Origin of the sequence: Rhodococcoides fascians NBRC 12155 = LMG 3623 (genome assembly GCF_001894785.1) — a bacterium.
Lineage (GTDB): Bacteria > Actinomycetota > Actinomycetes > Mycobacteriales > Mycobacteriaceae > Rhodococcoides > Rhodococcoides fascians.
Window position 1 is genome coordinate 243,741 of the sequence record NZ_BCWW01000009.1, and the last position, 22,112, is coordinate 265,852.

At 64.2% G+C, this 22,112-nt stretch carries 19 protein-coding genes and 1 pseudogene; 10 read left to right on the plus strand and 10 right to left on the minus strand.

All coding sequences use genetic code 11. The features are described from left to right. Window positions 1-33 precede the first annotated feature (33 nt). The 3 genes from RFA01S_RS19725 (at window position 34) to RFA01S_RS19735 (ending at window position 3,091) form a co-directional block, all read left to right on the plus strand. Window positions 34-828, plus strand: coding sequence for a TIGR03620 family F420-dependent LLM class oxidoreductase (locus tag RFA01S_RS19725; protein ID WP_032407301.1), 795 nt, complete (start codon window positions 34-36; stop codon window positions 826-828). Between the two features lie 12 nt (window positions 829-840). Continuing rightward, window positions 841-1,920, plus strand: coding sequence for a redox-regulated ATPase YchF (ychF, locus tag RFA01S_RS19730; RefSeq protein ID WP_032386277.1), 1,080 nt, complete (start codon window positions 841-843; stop codon window positions 1,918-1,920). Between the two features lie 73 nt (window positions 1,921-1,993). After that, window positions 1,994-3,091, plus strand: a complete 1,098-nt coding sequence (locus RFA01S_RS19735; protein WP_238325111.1) for a hypothetical protein — start codon at window positions 1,994-1,996, stop codon at window positions 3,089-3,091. Between the two features lie 59 nt (window positions 3,092-3,150). Here RFA01S_RS19735 and RFA01S_RS27295 read toward each other — a convergent pair whose 3' ends face one another. Continuing rightward, complete coding sequence (locus RFA01S_RS27295) at window positions 3,151-3,615, minus strand: hypothetical protein (protein WP_052060705.1); 465 nt, start codon at window positions 3,613-3,615, stop codon at window positions 3,151-3,153. Between the two features lie 140 nt (window positions 3,616-3,755). On the opposite strand from RFA01S_RS27295, the gene RFA01S_RS19745 reads away from it, so the two are divergent. Beyond that, window positions 3,756-4,373: an O-methyltransferase gene (locus RFA01S_RS19745; protein ID WP_032407300.1), complete on the plus strand. Its 618-nt coding sequence runs from the start codon at window positions 3,756-3,758 to the stop codon at window positions 4,371-4,373. 25 nt (window positions 4,374-4,398) lie between these two features. Here RFA01S_RS19745 and RFA01S_RS19750 read toward each other — a convergent pair whose 3' ends face one another. The 4 genes from RFA01S_RS19750 to RFA01S_RS19765 form a co-directional block, all read right to left on the minus strand. Continuing rightward, the gene (locus RFA01S_RS19750; protein WP_032407299.1) at window positions 4,399-5,406 is read right to left on the minus strand and encodes a polysaccharide pyruvyl transferase family protein; all 1,008 of its coding nucleotides are present in this window, start codon (window positions 5,404-5,406) and stop codon (window positions 4,399-4,401) included. Further along, entirely contained in the window at window positions 5,403-6,305 is a 903-nt protein-coding gene (locus RFA01S_RS19755) for a glycosyltransferase family 2 protein (RefSeq protein ID WP_052060704.1), read from the minus strand. The genes RFA01S_RS19750 and RFA01S_RS19755 overlap by 4 nt, the downstream gene beginning before the upstream one ends. Before the next feature lie 139 nt (window positions 6,306-6,444). Next, window positions 6,445-7,614, minus strand: coding sequence for a winged helix DNA-binding domain-containing protein (locus tag RFA01S_RS19760; protein ID WP_032407298.1), 1,170 nt, complete (start codon window positions 7,612-7,614; stop codon window positions 6,445-6,447). A gap of 4 nt (window positions 7,615-7,618) precedes the next feature. Beyond that, complete coding sequence (locus RFA01S_RS19765) at window positions 7,619-8,386, minus strand: metallophosphoesterase family protein (protein WP_032407297.1); 768 nt, start codon at window positions 8,384-8,386, stop codon at window positions 7,619-7,621. Window positions 8,387-8,556: 170 nt separating this feature from the next. On the opposite strand from RFA01S_RS19765, the gene RFA01S_RS19770 reads away from it, so the two are divergent. Further along, on the plus strand, window positions 8,557-9,903 hold the full coding sequence (locus RFA01S_RS19770; protein WP_032407296.1) for an MFS transporter: 1,347 nt from the start codon (window positions 8,557-8,559) through the stop codon (window positions 9,901-9,903). Window positions 9,904-9,953: 50 nt separating this feature from the next. On the opposite strand, the gene RFA01S_RS19775 is transcribed toward RFA01S_RS19770, so the two are convergent. After that, on the minus strand, window positions 9,954-10,514 hold the full coding sequence (locus tag RFA01S_RS19775) for a DUF2716 domain-containing protein (protein WP_032407295.1): 561 nt from the start codon (window positions 10,512-10,514) through the stop codon (window positions 9,954-9,956). 35 nt (window positions 10,515-10,549) lie between these two features. Then, window positions 10,550-11,923 (minus strand): FAD-binding oxidoreductase, encoded by a 1,374-nt coding sequence (locus RFA01S_RS19780; protein ID WP_032407294.1) that lies wholly within the window; start codon window positions 11,921-11,923, stop codon window positions 10,550-10,552. A 71-nt stretch (window positions 11,924-11,994) separates the two neighbouring features. Here RFA01S_RS19780 and RFA01S_RS19785 point away from each other — a divergent pair, with 71 nt between their 5' ends. Then, on the plus strand, window positions 11,995-13,734 hold the full coding sequence (locus tag RFA01S_RS19785; RefSeq protein WP_032407447.1) for a helix-turn-helix domain-containing protein: 1,740 nt from the start codon (window positions 11,995-11,997) through the stop codon (window positions 13,732-13,734). A gap of 68 nt (window positions 13,735-13,802) precedes the next feature. On the opposite strand, the gene RFA01S_RS19790 is transcribed toward RFA01S_RS19785, so the two are convergent. Then, the gene (locus tag RFA01S_RS19790) at window positions 13,803-14,762 is read right to left on the minus strand and encodes an SDR family NAD(P)-dependent oxidoreductase (protein WP_032407293.1); all 960 of its coding nucleotides are present in this window, start codon (window positions 14,760-14,762) and stop codon (window positions 13,803-13,805) included. Window positions 14,763-14,833: 71 nt separating this feature from the next. Between RFA01S_RS19790 and RFA01S_RS19795 the strand changes: the two genes are divergently transcribed. From RFA01S_RS19795 to RFA01S_RS19805, 3 genes are all read left to right on the plus strand, one after another. Continuing rightward, the gene (locus tag RFA01S_RS19795; RefSeq protein WP_032407292.1) at window positions 14,834-16,747 is read left to right on the plus strand and encodes an alpha-amylase family protein; all 1,914 of its coding nucleotides are present in this window, start codon (window positions 14,834-14,836) and stop codon (window positions 16,745-16,747) included. 74 nt (window positions 16,748-16,821) lie between these two features. Further along, complete coding sequence (locus RFA01S_RS19800; RefSeq protein WP_032369664.1) at window positions 16,822-17,775, plus strand: alpha/beta hydrolase; 954 nt, start codon at window positions 16,822-16,824, stop codon at window positions 17,773-17,775. A gap of 54 nt (window positions 17,776-17,829) precedes the next feature. Further along, a complete protein-coding gene (locus RFA01S_RS19805) occupies window positions 17,830-18,189 on the plus strand; it encodes a VOC family protein (protein WP_032369663.1) in 360 nt (119 codons plus the stop codon). Window positions 18,190-18,252: 63 nt separating this feature from the next. On the opposite strand, the pseudogene RFA01S_RS19810 reads toward RFA01S_RS19805, so the two are convergent. Together RFA01S_RS19810 and RFA01S_RS19815 are read right to left on the minus strand one after the other, a co-directional pair. Next, window positions 18,253-19,068 (minus strand): annotated as a pseudogene (locus RFA01S_RS19810) (PE-PPE domain-containing protein); the annotation flags it as partial. Window positions 19,069-19,141: 73 nt separating this feature from the next. After that, entirely contained in the window at window positions 19,142-20,521 is a 1,380-nt protein-coding gene (locus RFA01S_RS19815) for a WS/DGAT domain-containing protein (RefSeq protein WP_052060703.1), read from the minus strand. Between the two features lie 193 nt (window positions 20,522-20,714). Here RFA01S_RS19815 and RFA01S_RS19820 point away from each other — a divergent pair, with 193 nt between their 5' ends. Further along, window positions 20,715-22,088 (plus strand): sialidase family protein, encoded by a 1,374-nt coding sequence (locus RFA01S_RS19820; protein ID WP_032407290.1) that lies wholly within the window; start codon window positions 20,715-20,717, stop codon window positions 22,086-22,088. The last annotated feature ends 24 nt before the right edge of the window (window positions 22,089-22,112 follow it).

Here is a 22,112-nt window from a genome sequence, read left to right on the forward strand (position 1 = left end):
CTGAACAACGCTTCAGGTTCTAGCGTCGCAGCCATGGACACATTGGGGCTCGGCTCAATCGGCATTTCCATCGACGTGTCATCGTCGTATCTCGATGAGGCACGCGCGTTGGAATCACTCGGATTCACCTCGTTCTGGCTGCCGGGCGGGCAGATCGATCGGCTCGGCAGGCTGGCCGATCTGGTTCACGCGACCGAGACCGCCACCGTCGTTCCGGGGATCGTGCCGGTCGATGTGTACTCACCTGCACAGACCGGAACACTGTTCGACGAGCTCTCGGACACCGGTCGATTCGTCCTCGGTCTCGGTGGGCCGCAGAGTGCTCGACCTCTCGCCGAGTTGCATAGATACCTTGACGAACTCGCCGTACCAGCGGATCAGACGCTGCTCGCGGCGCTCGGGCCGAAGAAGTTGGAGATGGCTCGCGACCGCGCGGCCGGCGCGATCGGGTTGCTCGTGACGCCCGAGTGGACGTCGCAGGCGCGCGGTGCGCTCGGTGTGTCGACGTTGGTGGTCGACCAGTTCGTCGTGGTCGAGTCCGATCCGGATCGAGCACGCGCTGCAGCTCGGGAGCCGCTGAGCTTCCTCGCAACCGTCCCCGGCTATCGGCAGAACTTCCTCCGCATGGGGTTCACCGACGCGGATGTCGAGGATCTCAGCGACCGTCTGGTCGACGACCTGGTGGTGTGGGGGAGTGTCGACGACATCGCCGAGCGGGTGGCCGCTCACCACGCTGCCGGCGCGGATCACGTAGTTCTGGCACCACTCGGTGCATCGAGTATCGACGCTGGCCGGGCACTGTCCGGGCTGGCCTTGTCGTCAAAGTAGACTCCATAGACCGTGAGCCTCACCCTCGGAATCGTCGGACTGCCCAACGTCGGCAAGTCCACTCTCTTCAATGCACTGACCAACAACGATGTGCTGGCCGCGAACTATCCATTCGCGACCATCGAGCCCAACGTCGGCGTGGTCGCGCTGCCCGATCCTCGGCTCGAGAAGCTGGCCGAGGTGTTCGGTTCGGAGAAGCTCGTGCCCGCGCTGGTGTCGTTCGTCGACATCGCCGGCATCGTCAAGGGTGCGTCCGAGGGCGCAGGCCTGGGCAACAAGTTCCTCGCCAACATCCGTGAGGCCGACGCCATCTGTCAGGTCGTGCGCGTGTTCGCCGACGATGACGTGGTGCACGTCGACGGTCGCGTCGACCCCACCGCGGATATCGAGGTCATCGAGACCGAACTCGCGATCGCCGATCTGCAGACTCTCGAGAAGGCGATCCCGCGCCTCGAGAAAGAGGTGCGGATCAAGAAGGACCGCAAGCCGGCGCTCGACGCGGCTCTGGCTGCGCAGGCCGTTCTGAACGACGGCAAGACGCTGTTCTCGGCGAAGGCGAAGCTCGACTTCGAGCTGCTCGGTGAATTCCAGCTGCTCACCACCAAGCCGTTCCTGTACGTCTTCAACGCCGACGAGTCGGTGCTGACCGACGACGCGAAGATCGGCGAACTGGCTCGCCTGGTCGCTCCAGCAGATGCGGTGTTCCTCGACGCGAAAATCGAGTCGGAGTTGCTCGAACTGGACAAGGAGTCGGCGGCCGAGCTGCTCGAATCCGTCGGTCAGACCGAGCCCGGCCTCGACGCGTTGGCGCGCGCCGGCTTCCACACTCTGGGCTTGCAGACCTACCTCACCGCAGGCCCGAAAGAGGCCCGTGCGTGGACAATTCACCGGGGTGACACCGCACCCCAGGCCGCAGGCGTCATTCACACCGACTTCGAGCGCGGCTTCATTAAGGCCGAAATCGTCTCGTTCGACGACCTGGTTGCCGCAGGTTCGATGGCCTCGGCCAAGGCTGCTGGCAAGGTGCGCATCGAGGGCAAGGACTACGTCATGTCCGACGGCGATGTGGTGGAGTTCCGCTTCAACGTGTAGTTCTGCTCGGCCGGTCTCGTGCGGTGACTCGATTCGTATTGGGACAAGCCCGGACTGTGGCACACTCCCGGCGGTGAACAGCTCGCTGACGCTCTGCGCCGAAGCCGCAGGTCCCAACTGCATCTCAGCGCGGATGGAGACACCATCCGGCGTCGAGGTTCGCGTGACTACCGGGTCGAACTACAGCCTGGACCACTCCGTGACTCCCTGGCTTCCTCCGCTGTTGGCAGCAGGTATGCGGCACAGGTGGGACGTCGACTTCGACGCTCCCGTGGACTCGGTGGCACTTCGCAATGCGTCGAAGGCTCAGAGTGTTCTTCGCAGCTGGTACCCGAGGCGGTTTCACAAGATATCGATTGCGGCAGACCCCGTACACAGCGTCTCCGAGGCTAAGGGCGTCGGTTGCTTCTTCAGCGGAGGCGTCGACAGCTTCTATTCGGCGATCACCCAGTCCGAACGCATCACCCACCTGATCTTCGTGCATGGATTGGACATCCACATCGACGACGAGGAGTTGGCGTCGAAAGCCTTGGCCGGGGCCCGAGAAGCGGCTGCGGATCTGGGCAAACCGTTGATCGAGCTCGAGACCACGGTCAGGTCGGCGCTGGGCGATCCCCTGCAGCTCGAATGGGGCGGGGTCTTCCACGGCCCCGCGCTGGCGCATGTCGGTCTGGCATTGTCGGAGCACCTGAGCACGGTCATCATCCCGTCGTCCTACAGCTACCGGCAGTTACATCCATGGGGATCCCATCCGGATCTCGACCCCCTGTGGTCCAGTGGTGCCGTCGCATTCGAGCATCATGAGCTCGAACAAGACCGCTACGGAAAGATCCGTCGCATTGGCGGGAACGAGACCGCGATGAACCACCTGCGGGTCTGCTGGGAGAACCCCAACGGCAGCTTCAATTGCGGGCGTTGTGGCAAATGCACTCGCACGAAAGTCGGTTTGGCACTTGCAGGTGCCGAGAGCGCGACGCTCCCGGGCTCGATCGACAAGGACGCTGCACGTCGGATGAAATTGATGGTCTGGGACCGACGCCAACTGCGGGACGGTCTTGCGGCTATGCAGAAGTCGGGAACTCTCGACGCCGGCGTGCGCAAGGCTTTGAGGAAAGCCATTCGCCGCAGCTACTTCCATTCGGCCGCTTTGTCTCTTCGTAGCCGCTTCTGACCGTTTGGTCCTCGATCGATGAGACTTCGGTTCGCGGGACGACGCAATCGATCAACCGTCTACGGTCCGGGTGACCAGTAGCCGCCACCGTTCGCGCCGTCGGAGACGCAGAACATGTCGAATCCGTCCGGCGACACCGCAATCCCTCTCGCTGCGGGGTCGCATTCCGACCCTGGCTCCGCATTGCCATCGATGATCGGTGCCGACTGCACCCAATGCGCGCGAGTCGACCCTGCATAGGTGCACTTCAGGAACGTGCCATCGGCGGAGGTTCCGTGATTGTCGACGCCCGGATCGCATGGTCCGTCCACCTCGGGCAGTGAGGCCGAGGGGGCCTCGGTCGCGTCCACAGTGGTCTCGACCGGAGCCGGTGGCTCCGTAGTGGAAGGAACTGTGAACAGTGCGGTAGCCGGTAAGGAGTACGGAACAAGTGTTTCGACGGATGCCGACGTTCTCGGCGTGAGAGAACCGAAACCGTAGACGACAGTTGCGACCACGAGCAGTTCGATCACTCCGATTGCCAAGCCCGCGATGGTAGTTCCACGACCGGCAGGTCATTCGGTGCGAACGCTACAGGCATCGGTGTCGGCCAGGTGGCAGTTGTCGTCTGCGCGCACGATCGACCGTCGGCTACGCTCCGAAGCAGTCGAACAGGAGGACATGGATGGGCCTGGAATACCTCGAGTCGTTGGTGCATCGAACTGCCACAGCGGGGGAGCCTTTCGAGCGTGGAGCCGACGAGTCGGAACTCGGATACCTGTCCGCACTGGCCGCGAGGCCCGGCACGACGTCGATCTGCGAGGTCGGGTTCAATGCCGGCTTCTCGAGCTGGGCGTTCCTCGAAGCCTCTCCCGACGTGACCGTCGTATCCTTCGATCTGGCCGCGTATGCCTACAGCGACGCCGCGAAAGCCCATGTCGACGAACACTTCCCGGGCCGACATACTTTGATCCAGGGAGATTCCCACACCACCATCAAGGCTTATGCCGAGCAACACCCGGACGCGCGCTTCGATGTCATCTTCATCGACGGTGACCATTCTGTGGAAGGTGCCCGCGCAGACCTCGACGATCTTCGTGCGCTCGCCACCCCGGAATCGGTTGTCATCATGGACGACATCACGCCGTGGCTCTGGTTCGGCGAAGGTCCGACGCAGGCCTGGCAAGAGGCAGTCGACGCGGGTCGGATCCTGCACACCAACTACTTTCGCGACGGCGAACCCGTCGACGCGGTGACTCCTCCCGCCGCGCGTGCCTGGGCCGAGGGCCGTTACCCCTTCTGAAAACGGACGGGGTGTCGACCAGCGTTCATCGTCGACTGTCGGACACGGCCTGCCGAACCATGTCGGCGGCGGCGTCGGGTGTCGCTGCGAACTGAACGTTGTCGAACCGGTGCAGGTAGGCGTCGTAGATGCCGGATACCTTCCTGTTCGCGTTGTCCATCGCCACGACGCGCTTGCCCATCATCGCGGCCAGTACCGCCGCATGCAGCCTATCGGTGAGCACGACGGGCGCCAGATGTAGAATGCGCTGCGCCACACGGAGGTTGAGCTTCGCTGTCTGCTCGTACGAGCGAACGAGAGCGGGGTACAGCAGGCGATTCGCTTTGGGGAAGTTGTATGCGATTCGGGTCGGCAGCGTCACCACCGTCGAGATCGCCAGATCCCTTCCGTGCAGACCCCAGTCGTACTGGACGGACGACGCGTCGACGTTCACCGAAGCATGACCGAGGCTTTCGGAATCGTCGCGCACGAGTTTCACGACGTCCACTGCAGAGTCTTCGGCGCTGTGTGCGATCTCGGCACCGAAAGCCATGTCCGGACAGTATTCGACGCGGTTGTTCGGGAAATGGGCGAGCGCCAGCTCGTACGAACGCTGTTCACGCAGCATGAGGGTGAGGTCCGGGTGCTGTGCGTAGAGGGCCGCGGTCCTGTGCATGGCGTCGGCGTCGGAGTAGTCGATGCTTTGGGGGAGGCACACGATCTTGTTGCGAGGAAACCGCGCAACGATTGCTTCACGAAATTTCTGGTCCATCGGCCAGCGGTCACCGAAATTTCCTCCGCCCTGCAGAAACAGGGTCCCATCACCGACTCGTTGTTCGAGCAGATCGTGGTTGTGGGTGAACGGATCGGACACGTAGTCGACGTGCACGTCCAACCGCTTCAGGTACTCGACCTCACCGGCGTAGATGAGCGAGTCACCGGCATTGAAGTGATTCGGAAAGTCCAAGTGAGCCACCCGATCTCCGGGTTTGGCATGCTGCCGCAGGACGGCCATGGTCTCTTCGCGTATCGCGTCGACTATCTCGTATGTCATCGGGGACTCCGTCGCAGGCTGCGGCCGAGCGCGGCCACCCGAATTCGGAGTGCGCCGTAGTGGATTCCGATGTAGTGGGCCCACAGACCGCTGGGCATCGGTCGTAGTACCTTCGGCAACCACGGATTGCGAATTGTCGCGAGATACAAGATCGCCGCAGTGTGCGCGGGAATCCGGGCAAGTGACGACGGATGAGGGCAGCCCGCAGCACGGTGCTTGGTCGACAGTTGGTACGACGTGCGTCCGTACGCGCGGCCTTGCAAGAACGATCGACGAACCGTAGTTCTGATGCGGTAGGCGACCGACGCATCCGCGGCATGTCCGAGAGTGAATCCTGCTTGCTGAAGCCTCCACGAGTAGTCGACGTCTTCGGCACCGCCCACGAGGTCTTCGTCGAAGCCTCCGACCTCGTCGAAGACGCGCCTCCACAGCGCGAAATTGCTTCCCGGGGCATACGGCAGGTAGGCGGTGGGAAACAGGGTGCCGTTCGGCGGGTTGTCTCGCCACGCCGTCACCTCGGGCGGATTGAGGGAATCGTGTTCGATTGCGCCGCCCACGGCGTCGTAGCTGTCGAGTGCGCGCACCATGGAAGTCAGCCACGTCGGAGAAGCGACGTCGTCGTGGTCGACGAAGGCGATGATGTCGCCCCGCGCGGCTTCCACGCCAAGGTTGCGGGCGTAGGAGACGCCACGCTTGGCGGAGGCGTCGACGATGCGCATCGTCAGAGGTAGAGACAGTTCTTCGAGATGTGAGCGGAGGCCGTCGGTCGAGCCGTTGTCGCTGACGATGAGCTCGACATCGCCTGTGTAGTCCTGCGCAGCAAGCGCGTGGAGCTGCTCGTTCAGTTCGGGCAAACCGTTGTACACGGGGAGGACGATGGAAACCAGACTGATAGGCACGTTGTGACCCTACAACGAAATCCGGGTGCTGTTTGGTTAGGCATCCCAACCGTAGGAGTGGGGATCACATAGCTCGAAGGGTTGTGTGGCACCGCCATTTACACACACACAGTTCGACTGTCACCTCGGACCGATATGGCTACGACTTTCCGCGCAGTCTCTTCTCCAACGGCGTCGGAAACGACGGGACCACCGCGGTACCGTCGAGCAGGGCGGTGATCCGGTCAGCCTCTGCTGCAACCTCTTTCGACGCCGCAGACCCGACGTCCTCGAGTACTTCCGTGACCACCGAACCATTGGAATCCACGGCCCATCCGCCGACGATGCGCCCCTCCCACCAGATGGTCGGACCGATATTTCCGAAGGTATCGAACAGCGGGGCCTTGTGTTCGCCGAGATACCAGTGTCGGTGCTTCCACCCCATCGGCGTGGGGTCCAGGGCGGGAAGCAGCATCGCCCGAGGCGGGGGATCCTGGAACACTGTGTCGGTCAACATGATTCCGTCACCCTCGGCCAGTTCGACGGCCACGGTGTCGAGTTCGGCGACCGCTCCACGGGTCTGCGTCTTGTTCCATCCCGTCCACCATTGCAGGTCGTCCAAGGTCGCCGGTCCGAACACGTCGAGCCAGCGCCGGGCCACGTCGGCTCGGGCGGAAGTCTCGTCCAACTCGGGAATCCCGTTGGGCCACCACTGATCGATCGGTGCCCAGGCATGTCGGCGCGACGTCCACGCGCCGCGCGGCTCGACCCGTACCAGCTTCCCCTCCGCGGCCATCATCACCAAGACTTCGGAGGTGACATAGCGTTTGACGTCGTACACCTTGTCCGTGGTCGGCAGCAGAGCGGTCTTGAGTCCGGGTACTGCTGCGGACAGCTCCGCCCCGGTCGCCGTACCCATCGAGCGCAAGACGGAATCGGTCTCGGCTTCGGTTGCTGCGAGCCAGGATTCGACGTCGTCGATCACCGGTTCGGTCGGCAGCGTCGACACCTGCTTGATCAACCGGGTTCGCATCGTGCGGGCAACTCCGAGGCTGGCGGCAGCGTGGATCATCGGAACGTCGTCGTGCGCGACGACGAACATCGTGCGACGCATCGCCATCAAGCGAACCAAGCTACGGCGTTCGTACATCGCGTCACGAACGTCCGACAATCCCAGCGAGCGGGCGCGTGCCAGCACGGAAAGATACACCGTAGCCGGATCGGTGGCATGCAGCGCGAGCAACGACGACACCACGGATTCGGCGCTCGGGGCGTCGGACAAGTGCTGCGCGACGAGCCGCTGTCGCCGCTGGGCGTCGGTGATCTTCACGGGCTCAGTGTGACTGCTCGCGGGGAGCAGGACCGACGAAACCGGTGAGAAGCGCGTCGGCGATATCGGCCATTCCGTGCGCGCGGGCATCGTCGGCGGCTCCGACGTGGTCGTACTCGACGCGCTCGAACGACACCGTCCAGCTGCCTGTGCCGTGATCGTCGAGCACTGCGTATCGGGCGTGTGGAGACCCCGATTCCATGACGTGGGGGTAGGGCTGATCGTCGTCGTATGCGGGCGCGCCGACGCTGCCCGGATTGACTACGAGCGTGCCGCTGGGGAGAGTCCAGTGGCGTTGCAGGTGGGTGTGGCCGCAGGCGATGACAGATCGGTCCGTGAAACCTGCTGCCCTTTCAATGATTTCGACCTCGGTTGCCTCGCGAGAGCCGTGAGGGTACACCGAGTGCAGGAAGTACTGCTGATCATCGGTGGGTGTTCCGTGTACTGCGAGGATTCCGTTGCCCAGCTCCAGCGAGAACGGGAGCGAACCCAGCCAACGTCGATGCTCGTCGTCGAGTCGATCGTGGGCATGCCGATCCCAACTGCCCATGGAATCGGGCTCCTGCTCGAGGAGGTAGCGATCGTGATTGCCGGCGATGGTGGGGAAACCCAGTGCCATCAATCGATCCGCAGTTCGGCGCGGATGCAGTCCGCCGGAGAGCAGATCGCCGAGGTTCACCACGGAGTCGACGCATTGCCGTTCGATGTCTTCGAGGACGGCGTCGAGCGCCGCGATGTTGCCGTGAATATCGGCAATGAGAGCTACTCGCACAAGCACAGGATCGCAGCGTGGGCATTCGACTGCAACACGGCAACCCTCGTCGAGCGTTGGAGACTTCGCCCTCGGATCTCCGTCTTCGATGGGTGATTTCTCCATAGACCCTCGACCGACTGGTCCATAGTGTGGTCCAAGTCACTTCCGTTCGATGGAAAGCCGAGCCAATGCCTGCAGTCACGACAAAGCCCGAGATCGAAACGAGGGTGGTCAAGAAGGTCGCCCGACGCATCATCCCGTTTCTCGGGTTGGCCTACTTCGTCAACTATCTCGATCGCACCAACATCGGCCTGGCCAAGCTCACCATGAGCGACGAATTGGGCCTCACCGAAACGATGTTCGGCCTGGCGTCGGGACTGTTCTTCATCGGCTACCTGCTGTTCGAGGTGCCCAGTAACTTGGCGCTGCACAAATTCGGTGCCAGACGGTGGATTGCACGCATCATGGTCTCGTGGGGAATCGTGGCCGCCGCCATGGCATTCGTACCCACAGCGGGCTGGCTATACGGACTCCGCATCGTTCTCGGCATCGCCGAAGCGGGCTTCTTCCCCGGTGTTCTGCTGTACATGACGATGTGGTTCCCTCGCGCGTACCGAGTTCGACTGATGGGCCTGTTCATGCTGGCACTGCCGGTCTCCTCGGCACTGGGTGCGCCTCTGTCGAGTGCCATCATTCAGTACTGGGACGGACTGTTCGGACTCTCCGGTTGGCGCGTGATGTTCTTGTTCGAGGGCCTCCCGGCAATCGTTCTCGGTGTGATCACCTGGTTCTACCTCACCGATCGGCCGTCGCAGGCCACATGGCTGGACGACGACGAGAAGAGTTGGTTGACAGCGGAATTGGAGTCCGAGGGGTCGTCGAAGAGCGCGCACATCACCGGCTCGGTCAAGCGGGCTCTCACCGACGCACGGGTATGGATGCTCGGACTGGTGTACTTCGGGATCACCTACGGCCTGTATTCGCTGAGCTTCTTCCTACCCAGCATCGTCGCCGGTTTCAAGAAGACGTTCTATACCGACTTCTCCCTCGTGACAACCGGGCTGATCGTCGCGGTTCCTTTCTCGGTGGGTGCCCTCGCCATGGTGTTGTGGAGCAGGCATTCGGACCGGACGGGTGAGCGCACCTGGCATGTCGCGATCCCCACGTTGATCGGCGCGGTCTCCATACCGTTTGCGCTGTACATGGATTCGCCGTTCACCACGATGATCGCCGTGACGGTCAACGCAGTCGGAGTGTTCTGCGCGCTGCCGGTGTTCTGGTACCTGCCCAGTGCATTCCTCACCGGGGCAGGCGCGGCCGCTGGCATCGCGATCATCAACTCGGTGGGCAACCTGTCCGGCTTCGGCGCGCCGTACGTGACGGGCTGGCTACTCGACGCGACAGGGAACGCGCGCGCCGGACTGTGGGTCGTAGGCGGCGTCATGATGGTGGCCGTCGGGTTGGTACTGGCGCTGCACCGTCGCACGGTGGGTGACAGCACGAGCAGTGATGCGGGAGCGCCGGTCTCGCACTGACGACCGAGTGGATCCGGAGCGGCAAGTCGTCTCGACGCCGAGCGGATCGACTATCGATCCGCGACCCGTCGCCCGTCGACCCGGATCGTGGGGAGCCACGTCGCCAAGGTGCGCCCGAGGGTGGCGACCATGCGGGTTCCGAAGACACACAAGGTGCGTTCCCACGGGTGGCCGAAGGTCCCTTCGGTGAATTCGTCGCGGGCGAAGATGTAGTAGTCGCCGTTCGGGTGGACGGGTACCCGCCACTCGGCGTTCTCGGCCGCATCGGCGTGCGCTTGGGCATCGAAGCTGTAGCAGGGGTGTTGCCAGTCCAGGGCCACAAACGTGGGGTCATCCGCAAATTCGGTGACGAAGCAGCGCAGGGCTTCCGCATTGACTGCGTCGACTCTCGCAGACCATGAGGCCATCGTGCGTACGGTGTCTGCGTCGAGGTCGAATGTCATCGACGGGGCAGGCTCAGCAATGGCCGGCCACGAGTCAGGTGTGGTCCCGGGCCGAAACTCGAACTTTTTGTCGAACAGCGACCAATGCTCCGATGTCACGCTTCGGTCGAGTTCGGTCCACCCGATGGGCAACGCAGAGCCGAAGTCCATGGTCAGCTTGCTAGTCATAGGTCCATCGTCCCAGGGCTTGGGAGGCTGCGATCTCAGGGTGCGAATACCTTGCCCGGGTTCAGGATTCCGTGCGGATCGAGTGCTTTTTTCACTGCGCGGTGCATGTCCAGCACAACTGGGTCCAGCTCCTGTGCCAGTCCGTCCATCTTGAGCAGTCCCACGCCGTGTTCGCCGGTGACAGTGCCTCCGAGTTCCAGTGCGGCGTCGATGATCTCGGCGAAGGCGGCCTGAGCGCGCTCGCGGGCCGGGATGTCGTCGTGCGGCGTGATGAGCAGCGGATGCAGGTTTCCGTCGCCCGCATGGGCGATGTTGGCGATCGTCGTCTCGTATCGCAGGCCGATCTGTTCGATACGCGACAGCATCTCGGGCACATGCTTCTTCGGCACACAGACGTCCTCGGTCAATACCGGTCCGAGTCGCTCCATCGCGGGATACGCCAACCGCCGAGCAGAGAACAGGGCGTCGGCCTCCTCCTGATCGGTCGATACCGCAGACCACGTGGCTCCGGCCTCGTCGAAGCACGTCAGCATCTTCTCGGCTTCTTGGTCTCCGATCAGGCCCGGATCGTCGATCCGACCGAGCAGCACCACATTCGCCTCGACCGACAGGCCCATGTTCTTCCAGGCATCGACGGCGATGAGGCACTGCTTGTCGATCAACTCCAACGCCGATGGCGTCAATCCTGCGGCCGCGACCGCGGCCACGGCACGACCGGCATCGACGATGCTGTCGAAGTAGCCGGCGACGGTGCGTTGTGGATCCTGCAGCGGGCGCAACTTGACGGTGATCTCGGTGATGATTCCGAGTGTTCCTTCGGATCCGACCATCAGACCCGCAAGATCGTATCCAGCAACGCCTTTCGCGGTCTTACGCCCGAGTCGTACCAATTCTCCGGTACCGGTGACGATCTGCATCCCCATGACGTAGTCGCGGGTGACGCCGTACTTGACGCAGCACAGCCCACCGGCGTTGGTGGCCACGTTGCCGCCGATCGTCGACCACGGCGCACTGGCTGGATCCGGCGGATACCACAGGCCCTGCTCTGCGACGGCTGCTCTGAGGTGATCGTTGACGACTCCGGGTTCGACGACGGCATAACGCTCGAGTGCGTCGATCTCCTTGATGGTGTCCATCCCGTCGAGCGCGAGCACGACGCAGCCTTCGGTGGCATTGGCTCCGCCGGACAAACCGGTACCCGCCCCGCGGGTGACGATCGGCGTTCCGTGGGCAAGACAGGCTCGAACGACGGTCTGCACCTCCTCGGCGGTCCGGGGCCGCACGACGGCAACGGGCAGCGAATACGGGGCCCACTCCGCCTCGTCGTGCTGGTAGGAGGCGATGACGTCCGGGTCGACCACGATGCGATCGGTGGGTAAGGCCTCGGACAGTTGTTCGACGAGCGTCATGTTCTCGACTCTAGCTGTGAGCTGGGTCTCGGCCAATGTAGGTTCTCTCTATGTCCGCGGAGAAGTCATGGATGGAACTTCTGCTCGACGACGCGTCTATCGATCGTCTCGAGGAGCACCGGAAGGCATTTCCGGGTGCCGAGGCGCACGCAGCTCTGCGGCTACGCGCCCTGCTGGATCAGCGACGTCAACGCAGCACGGAGTTGGCGGCACTCAACGACATCGCCGTGCGACTGACGACGGTGCGAGACAACCGTGCTCTTCTCCAAGAGGTCGTCGATCAGGCACGCAGGCTTCTCGGCGTCGACCTCGCCTACATGGGGTCCGTACAGGGAGACGAGTTCGTCATCGACGTCACCAGCGGAGCCCTGACTCCTAGGCTCGTCGGTCTTCGGCTCGAACAGGATGCAGGGCTCGTCGGACTCATCGTGCGCAGTGCGTCGCCGTCGTGGACCCCCGACTACCAGAGCGAGCCGGCGTTCCAGCACATTACCGGTGCGGACAGCGCGGCCCGCTCGGAGAACATGCGCGGTCTGCTCGGCGTGCCGTTGCGGGTGGGCGATCGAGTGATCGGCGCACTGTTTGCATGCAAGCGCCAGGAACGCGACTTCGCAGACAGTGAGATCGCCCTGCTCTCGGCGCTGGCCGCGCACGCGGCCATCGCCATCGAGAACGTTCGGACCATCGACCGGCTCGAGACGCTGAATGCCGAATTATCCGAACGCACAGCCGAACTCGAACAGACACTGCAGTGGGACCGAACGTTGACCCAGGTGGTCCTGCGCGGCGGCGGCGTACGAACACTGGTGCGCGAGATTGCCGTATTGACCGAGCGTCCGGCGTACTTCGTTCCGGATGCCGCTGCGATTCCCGTGGCACTGGCCGTCCACTCGGCGGAGGTCGACGAACTGCTACGCATGTGTGGCGACGGCAAAGACTCCGTATCGACGCCGTCGATGACGGCTCATCGGGTGGCCGCAGCCGGTCAATTCCTCGGCGCGCTGATCTCGATCGGACCGGACGATGCCAGGACGCGTCTGCTGCTCGACCGAGCCGCGCCTGCAGTTGCCCTGTCACTTGCCGAGGAGCGGGCCGCCGCCGATTCCGCGCGGCGCGCCCAGGATGCGTTCCTGGTGGACCTGCTCTCGCACCCGGCGTCCACTCCGGATGCCGAACGGCGACAACTCCATTTGGCCGGACTTGCCCCCGACACGTCTTACTGTGTAGCCGTCGCGCAGGGTGCGTCGAGAACGAAGCTCGGCCGATTTCCGGCAGGATCTGTTGTCGCGGAGCAAGGTTCGCGCCTGATCGTGGTGGTGCCCGCGCACGATTCGGCGACGGTCACACCGATGTTCTTCGCCGGTGCCACCGTCGGAATCTCCGAGCCGAGCACCGGACCCGAGGCACTGGCAAAGGGCTATCGGGAAGCTCGGCAGACCGTCGACGTGTTGGTCACCCTCGGCCGCGAGGGGGAAGCATGTTCGGCGCGGGGGCTGGGAATCTATCGAATTCTGCTCAGCCACTTGGCGCGTGAACATCTCGACGAACTCACGCAGGAAAAGTTGGGTCCGCTGTTGGCCGAGCAGAACAAGCGCGGGGTTCCGCTGATGGAGACACTCTCGACCTATCTGGCGCGTGGACGCCATCATTCGGCAACCGCGTCGGCTCTCGGGGTGCATGTCAACACGCTCTATCAACGACTCGACGCGATCGACCGCCTGATCGGAACGCACTGGCGCGACCCGGATAATGCTCTCGATCTTCAGGTCCTGATGCGGCTGCGCAGATCGGCCGACCTGTTGGGTCTGTGACGTCGATCGGGCTCTTCGGATCGGGGCCAGGTTGGGCGCAAGTGGCTAGAGCCCGGGCTGAGAAGCGATCAGATCTCGATTCCCGTTGCCTCGACCACATTCGCCCACAATGCATCTCGCACCCGCACGGAATCTCCGCGCCAGGAGGGATAGTGCGTCGGCCGCGGCGCTCGGTCGTGCCAGAATGTGCCGGTGCTGGTCAACGCGGGATCGGCGGCCACGAGCCAGACGATGGTGTCGGCACCGTCGTCGGCGCTGCGCAGAATGGGCTTCATCACCGAATCGAACAGTGGCATAGAGCCGGTGACGCCCGGCGTGGACGCCCAGCCCGGGTGCATGCTGTGCACCACCGGATCGTCCTCGAACGAAAAGCGTTCGGCCAGTTGCTCGGCCACCACCACCTGCATTCGTTTCGTTCGGGCGTACGCCGTCATGCCGGAGTACTTGCCGTTCTCGTACTCGAAGTCCGGGTTCTGAAGGGGCACCGCGTACATGCCGCCGCTCGATACGAACACCACCCGCGATCCGGCGTCGAACAATTCTCTCAGTCCCACCGTCAGTGCGACCGGTCCGAGAACATGGGTGGCGAAAGCGGATTCGTGTCCCTGTGCCGACAACCGCCGCTCGTCCGGCATCACCCCGGCGCAATGTACGAGCGCGTGCACCGCTGTCAGTTCGGACGCCAATGCCGCGATCAGGGCCGCCACCGAATCGAGATCGCTGATATCGCACTCACGCACCACGAGCGAGGCGTCGGGCACTTCGGTTCGGATGGCAGCAGCGGCGGCGTCGAGTCGCTCGGCCGATCGTCCGACCAGGTGCACCCGCGCTCCGAGGCGGGCGAGCTGCTTCGCGGTAGCTGCTCCCAACCCCGAGGATGCGCCGGTCACCACCATGTCGATGGGGGAGGCGAACGGTAACGGATCGGCGGCCCAGAATCGCCGACGCACCGTGGCACCGATTCGGGAGTAGCCGGGAACGACGGCTCTGTCGAGAATCGTGTCCACCGTGCGGCTCAGCAATGACATGCTGCGGCAGTACCCCGGGGAGTCGGGATGTATGCGCGTCGGCAGCGACTGCTCGATGCCATGATGAGTCCATGGCGCACACCACGGTCTCAGACGTCACCCGCGACATCCTCGCCGAACTGCCCGCCCATCGACGCGAGACGTTCGAGCTCCGCCTCGAACAGTGGTTTCCCGATCTGCACGACGCCGTCACGGCTGTCTACCCCGAGCCTGATGCAGTGGCTGCCACGCTCGTGGAGATCGCCGCCCGTGCGTACGCGGAACGGTCCGAGGATCTGCACAGACTCGATCAGCGTCGACTGCTCGAACCCGATTGGTTTCAGCAGCCGGACATGTTCGGCTACGCCTGCTATGTGGACCGTTACGGCGAGACGCTGCGCGGAGTCGGTGAACGACTGGATCATCTGACCGATCTGGGTGTCACCTACCTGCATCTGATGCCGTTGCTTCGACCGCGGCCGGGCGACAACGACGGCGGCTACGCAGTGATGGACTATCGCGCGGTGCGAGAAGATCTGGGCACCAACGAGGATCTGCGTACTCTCGCCGAGACTTTGCGCGGACGTGGTATCAGCATGGTGGTCGACCTGGTCCTCAATCACGTTGCTCGCGAACATGAATGGGCTGTCAAGGCGCGAGCCGGCGATCCCGTGTACCGCGACTATTTCTTGATCTACCCCGATCGGACGACCCCGAATTCCTACGAGCGCACCCTCCCCGAGGTATTTCCGGACTTCGCGCCGGGCAGCTTCACGTTCGACGACGAACTCGGCGAGTGGGTGTGGACCACGTTCAACGAGTGGCAGTGGGATCTGAACTGGGCCAATCCGGCTGTGCTGGAGGAGTTCGCGAGCATCGTGCTGCACCTGGCCAATCTCGGGGTGGAAGTGCTCCGCCTCGATGCGATCGCATTTCTGTGGAAGCGGCTCGGCACCAATTGCCAGAACCAGCCCGAAGTGCATGCGGTCACCCAGGCTCTCCGAGCGACCGCTCGCCTTGCCGCTCCGGCAACGCTCTTCAAGGCCGAAGCAATCGTCGGCCCACGCGATCTGTTGCCGTATCTGGGGCAGGGCAGACACACCGGGCGAGTATCGGACATCGCCTACCACAACTCGCTGATGGTGCAGGTCTGGTCGATGTTGGCCACGGGCAGTACGGCTTTGGCGCGTCATGCCCTGGCGTCGTTACCGCCCACGCCACCGAGTGGCACCTGGGTGACCTACGTGCGATGCCACGACGACATCGGCTGGGCCATCGACGACGGTGACGCAGCGTCGCTCGGACTGTCGGGTGCAGGCCATCGGCATTTTCTGGCCGACTGGTACTCCGGCGAGTTCGATGGTTCCTGGGCCGAAGGGCTTGTGTTCCAGTACAATCCGGACACCGGGGATCGCCGGATCAGTGGAACCGCAGCCGCGCTCACCGGTCTGGGCCCGGCCCGCCTGGATCCCGACGGCGCGTTCGGGCGAATCTTTCTGTCGCACGCCATCATTGCCGGATGGGGCGGCATTCCCGTCGTGTGGAGCGGTGACGAGCTCGGCTCCCCGGGAGACCCGAACTGGGCAGACGAACCAGCTCATGCCGAGGACAACAGGTGGGTGCATCGACCCCGCGTCACCGACGCCGACCGCGCCGGCCGATTTCAGCAGGGGAGCGACGCCCAACGAGTGTTCGACGGCATCGCTCGCATCGCGAAGGTGCGCTCCGGTCTACCGATGTTGCACGCCGAGGCGCCGGTCGACGTCCAGACCGAATCCGACGACGGCCTGCTCGTGGTGCGCAGACGTCATCCCAGCGGCACCCTGGTGGGGCTCTACAACGTCACTTCTGAGCACCGCCCGTTCCCCCATGCGCAGTTGATCGAGCTCGGCATCCCGGCCCCCACCGAGGTGCTCTCGCAGCACGACCTGGCGGTCGACGACAACGGATCGGTATGGCTGCCGCCGTACGCGGCCTGGTGGATCGTCGACAGCCCGTCGCGCTAGAGGACGCATTACCGTAACCGAGCTGTTACCCTCCCCGGGACGGTGGGGCTGGATACGAACAGGGGACAATCTCGATGCGCGGTCGGTTACGAAGTACGGTGCTCGCTCTGGTAGCGGTCATGGTCGCCACGATGGCAACGGTGCTGATGGGGACCGGCGTGGCGAAAGCCGACTCCGAGCTGGTCTACGTCTACTCGCCGTCGATGGACAAGAACATCCCGATCAAGGTGCTCCGAGCTGCTGGTGGCGGCCCTGCACCCACGCTGTATCTGCTCGACGGGCTGCGTGCGCCCGAGGACAACAGCGGTTGGCTCATCGAAACAGACGTCGAGAGCTTCTTCGCCGACAAGCACGTCAACGTGGTCATTCCGTTCGGCGGCGGCGGCACCTTCTACTCGGACTGGCAGCGCGACGACCCCAAGCTCGGACGGGTGAAGTGGGAAACGTTCCTCACCCAGGAATTGCCGCCCTTCATGGCCGATCGTTTCGGGAGCGACAACGTCAACAACGCCGTCGCCGGCCTGTCGATGAGCGGCACCTCGGCACTGAACCTGGCGGCTCACCGGCCGGACTTCTACAAGGCGGTGGCGTCGTTCAGTGGCTACCCGACGGCCAGCAGCCCCGGATTCGCTCAGGGCATCTCGGTCGCCGTCGGCGAGATGGGCGGCAACGCGCGCAACATGTGGGGCACCTGGCCGTCGGCAGACTGGATCCGCAACGATCCGTCGCTCAATGTCGGCGCGTTGCGCAACACGGCAGTCTTCGTCTCTTCGGGTAGCGGCTCACCGGCGACGGACCCGGTGTTCAACCCGGCCAGCAGCCGCTTCGACCCCGTCAAGTTCGCGCAGATGGTGCCGCTCGAAACCGCCGCAGGCATGAGCAGTCGGGCATTCGTTCCGTTGTTGCAGGCCGCAGGCGGTCGACCCAACGTCAAGATCACCGGCACCGGCGTGCACTGGTGGAACCACTGGCAGCAGCATCTGCACGAGGCGTGGTTCGAGACCATTGCCCCGGCAGTCGGCGGTTGATCGGCAGCGAGTAATCGATAGTCCGACCCGGGTGATTCTCGCTACGATTCCGACATGAATGCACCCGTCATCGCCGTGGACTACACGGTTCTCGACTGTCCCGATCCGGCAACGCTCGCCCGGTTCTACAGCACGATCCTCGGCTGGGAACCGGTGCGCGACGACGGAGATTGGGTGGTCGTCCACGGTCCGGGCGAACTGCGGTTGGCCTTCCAGAAGGCCCCCGACTTCACCCCGGTGGACTGGCCGAACGACGGCATCAAGATTCACCTCGATTTCGTCGTCGACGAGATGGAACGGGCCCGCGACTTCGTCGTCGGTGCCGGAGCGACATTGATCGACGACGCGCACGAGTCGTTTTGGGTGTACCGAGACCCGGTCGGCCACATCTTCTGTCTCTGCAAGCGAGACTGATCTGCGTTGCGCGACCTGCGCGGCCGGTACAGCTCGGCCGAGCCGCTCATCCTCTTGCTCACCGAGCCAGCGGGCGAGAACCTGGCATCCGGTGAGGCCGTCTGCGTACGGCTCCGACGCGTAGGCGATGTGCCGACCGCCACCCGAGTTGGTCCACACCCATCGTCTCCAGCCGAGCGACGTGGGCAGGTACCCGGACACCTCGGTGGCCGCGGTGCGGAGGCGTCGAACATCCTTCGCCCACTGGGCCGGTCGTAGGCGAGTACGAGTCGCGTTCTGAAAGCTGTTGCTGCGCACGAGTAGCCAGAGCTCGCGCAACCAGGTCTTGGGCGTGCGGAACGACATCCAGCGCGTCAGGTCGGCGATGTCGCGAACGAGGCTGTCGTCGCTGGCGTTGCAGATCATGTCCGACGCGAGAGCTATCCAGTGGGTGGGAATCGACTCCGGCAGAGCCGGCCCGGTTCCGGCAACCCCGCGGCCGGTGCAGCCGGGCACCGCACCGGCCGGCTGCTGTGGATCCGAGACCAGACCGGCCGCGACGATGCGGCTGCCGTCGACGATTCCGTCGTGAACGAGGCCCAGTACTTCGCGAACGACCGTGGCTCCCTGCGAATATCCGATCAGAGCGAGAGGGCCAGTGGTGTTCTCGATCGCGCGACGCAGGCGACGAACTCCGAGTTCGGTGCTGTGCCGGTAGCTCAGTCCCCCGAACGCAACGGGCCCGTACGACGCCGGGTAGCCCACCCAGCGGCCGACGAAACGATCGTCGAGTGCACCGACGACACACGACAGGAGACCGGTGACGCGGGTCCGATGGTCGGCCGGACGCGATTCGCCGGTGCCGCCGACCGCGAGTACGGTTACCTGCTCCTGGTTCATGGTTACCGAGTGTGGCCGACGAACCTGAGCCGAACGCCCGACAAATGCTGAGAACTGTCTGGCATTGACGCGTTCAGCTCAGTGCGGCACGTACGTCGTAGAGGCCATCGCGCAGAAGTATCTCGTAGCGATCCGGATCCGGTACGGCCGCTCGGTTGGACGTCACGCTGATCGCGACGGTGTCGCCGATACCGTGCACGCCGTGCGTGAGGCTCATGGCAGGGGAGAGGGCAGGGAACCCTGCCGTGAATCGAACGTGCCCGCCGCCGAGCGTGAGGTCCGCTGCACCGCGCGAGACACTGGATACGACCGTGTTGCCCGTGACGGTCGGCGGCACCGCAGTCGGATCGAACTGTGCGACTCCCCACGCCGCCAGGAATGCCGGGACATGGCGTTCTGTCTCGTTCTGAGATGCGCGGGCTGTCAACGACACCGGGTGACCTGCTCGCGCTCTGCGCTCGGCCAGGTCTGCGGCCACGAGTCGGCTGCGAGTCCGCAGGTCCGGTTCGGCCGAAAACAAGCCGACGCCGACGTTGCCGAAGTTGTTGCGTGCGCCCACTGCAGCCGTCCGTGCGACGGTGACCTCGGCGGCGAGATCGGCCGAAGCATCGTCCGAATCGCCGAGGAACCGTTGGAGTGCAACGGAAATGGCGGTCAGGGCAGTGACGGTGATCGAGGTGTCGGCGAACTGGAGAGCCGGCTTGGGCAGCACGATCGTTCGCAGATCCGTCCGGTCCGTAGGCGCAACGTCGAGAGTCGTCAACGCGCGAGAACGTGCAGGAGGAGGGACCGAACCCGACGCGGTATCTTCCTCCAATCGCAGTGCGTCGCGTCGCGCCCGAATGCCGGCGCGAGCCATGCGCACTACTCGCACAGGCAGAGTCAGGGCGGCTACGGCGGCGGTCAGGGGTGCGGGTGGCGCAGTCGGTGTAACGGGCCGAGAGGGCACGGAATGTGTACCGAACAGCTCGCGAGCAGTTCGGGCGGCCAGTGTTCCGTCCGCGGCTGCGTGCGACAGTTGCAGAACAGCAACAAGACTCGGTCCGTCACACGCAGGAGCACCCGATACGTTCGGATACAGGTGCAGATGCCAGACCGTGTGTCGCGGGTCGACCTGACGCTCGAACGACGACGCGACGGCGTCGAGACATTCCTGCCACGTCCGGGGTTCGGGGTGAACGCTGATCGTGTCCGTGCCGGGGTCCATCGCAGTCCAGTGCGGACGCTCGAGACCGAACGGAACCTCTGTAATTCGGAGACCGAGCACCTCGATACCCGCGCTGCGAATGCGCAGCCGTCGCACCGTGGACTCCAGTGGTTCGCGCGCTCCCTCGAAGCAATACAGCAGAAACTGGTCACTGGGGACCTTCGACGCCATCCAGTACGCCTGCGCATCGACCGGGTGGAGACGCGCAGAGCCCGACAACAGAGTTTCGGCGATCGCACAGGGCACACCAGAAGCTTAGGGCGTGCATCGCCGGTCGACGGTCTCGAAACAGACCGGTTTCGTTCTGTGAGCTGTCACGACGTTCGGCCCAGGACTTCTGCATCGGCCTCGGCGTTTTCGGCGTGAATCGACGCTAGCCTGATCCAATGCACCACCGCGTCCCGATTTCACGACGCCCGCGCCGCCGCGGGCGGGTGTCGTGACACCGCGGGTCGCGTCGGGATATCGAGCAGGGCTTCGCTTTTCGACCAACGCGGCAGCATCGGCCGACTACGCCACCGATATCTCCTACACCGAATACGGGTCGTCCGCGTGCACCCTCGGAACAGCCGCGGACAACACCGTCTTTCTCGCCCCGGCATACACCGTCGACGGCGTCGGAGTTCTGCAGTCCTCCGATTTCGGACAATCCTGGCGAGCATCGGTGCCGGACGGCACGGTGAACACCGGCCGCCGAGCGCACATGTACTTCGACGATGCCGACGACCGGCTGTTTCTCACCGCCGGTCGCGTCGACTCGACACCGACGCGCATGTTTCGATCGGGCTTCGACCTCGGAATCAGCGACGACCGAGGTCGAACGTGGCGCTTCCGGAGGGTGGCATCCAAGGCGAGGACAGGTGCCAAGGTATTCGCCGGACCTCGGGTGTCCGCACCGGACGCGTCGTCTCCGTCTTCTGCTCGCGTGACGTACCTGTCCGCTCCCACGCCGTTCGCCCTCCGCGTGCGACCTTTGATCAACGCCACTCGCCAGGTGATCTGGCGTTCGTACGACGGCGGGACCAAATGGGAGGTAGCCGGCGGGTTCGACATCGACCCGAAAAACATTTCGGGACTTCCCGGTACGGACTACGTCGCATTCGGCACCGGTGTCGTCGGCCCGGACGGCACGGTCTACATCGGCGGCCGATACGGCCGTCGTTTCGCGGTCGCGGTCAGCCGCGACGAGGGTTTGACCTGGGATGTCCGCATAGTCCCCGGATCGGCGCTCGCCAAATATCACAACCCGTTGCACCTTCTGCTGCTCGCTTCCCGATACCTACTGCCGGAGTCGGTCGCTGTCGACTGCGACGGCACCCTGTACGCCCTGTGGCCGGACCGGGACGGATTGCTGCACGCTTCGTGGTCTTCCGACGGCGCGAACAGCTGGTCGAGACCCGTCGTGGTGTCCGCTCCTGGAGTGCGAGGGGCGCGGTTCGGTGCGATCACCGCCACCGGATCGGGGCGCGTCGGAATTTCGTACTACGGGCGGGAGGCCGGTCGCGCATTCCACGGCTTCATTGCGCAGAGTCGCGACTTCCGCACTGCAGGACCGGTTTTCGTCGGTGGGAAGTACAACGAACCCGATGCTCCGCTGTTTCCGTACGGGTTCCGTCGAGGTTTCCCCGGCTCCGTTTTCGGGCGATCTCTCGACGAGATGGTGCGGGTCCGGTTCGCGCCCAACGGAGATCTCGTGACCGGAGCGGTCATGCAGATGCGCGGACGGAACCGCTTGCGTCCCTGGGCCGCACGCGCGCGGCGCACCGAGATGCAGGCGGTTCTGGGTCGGCTCGGCCGCATCGATCGCTCCTGATGCAGCGAAAAGCCGTGCAGCGCA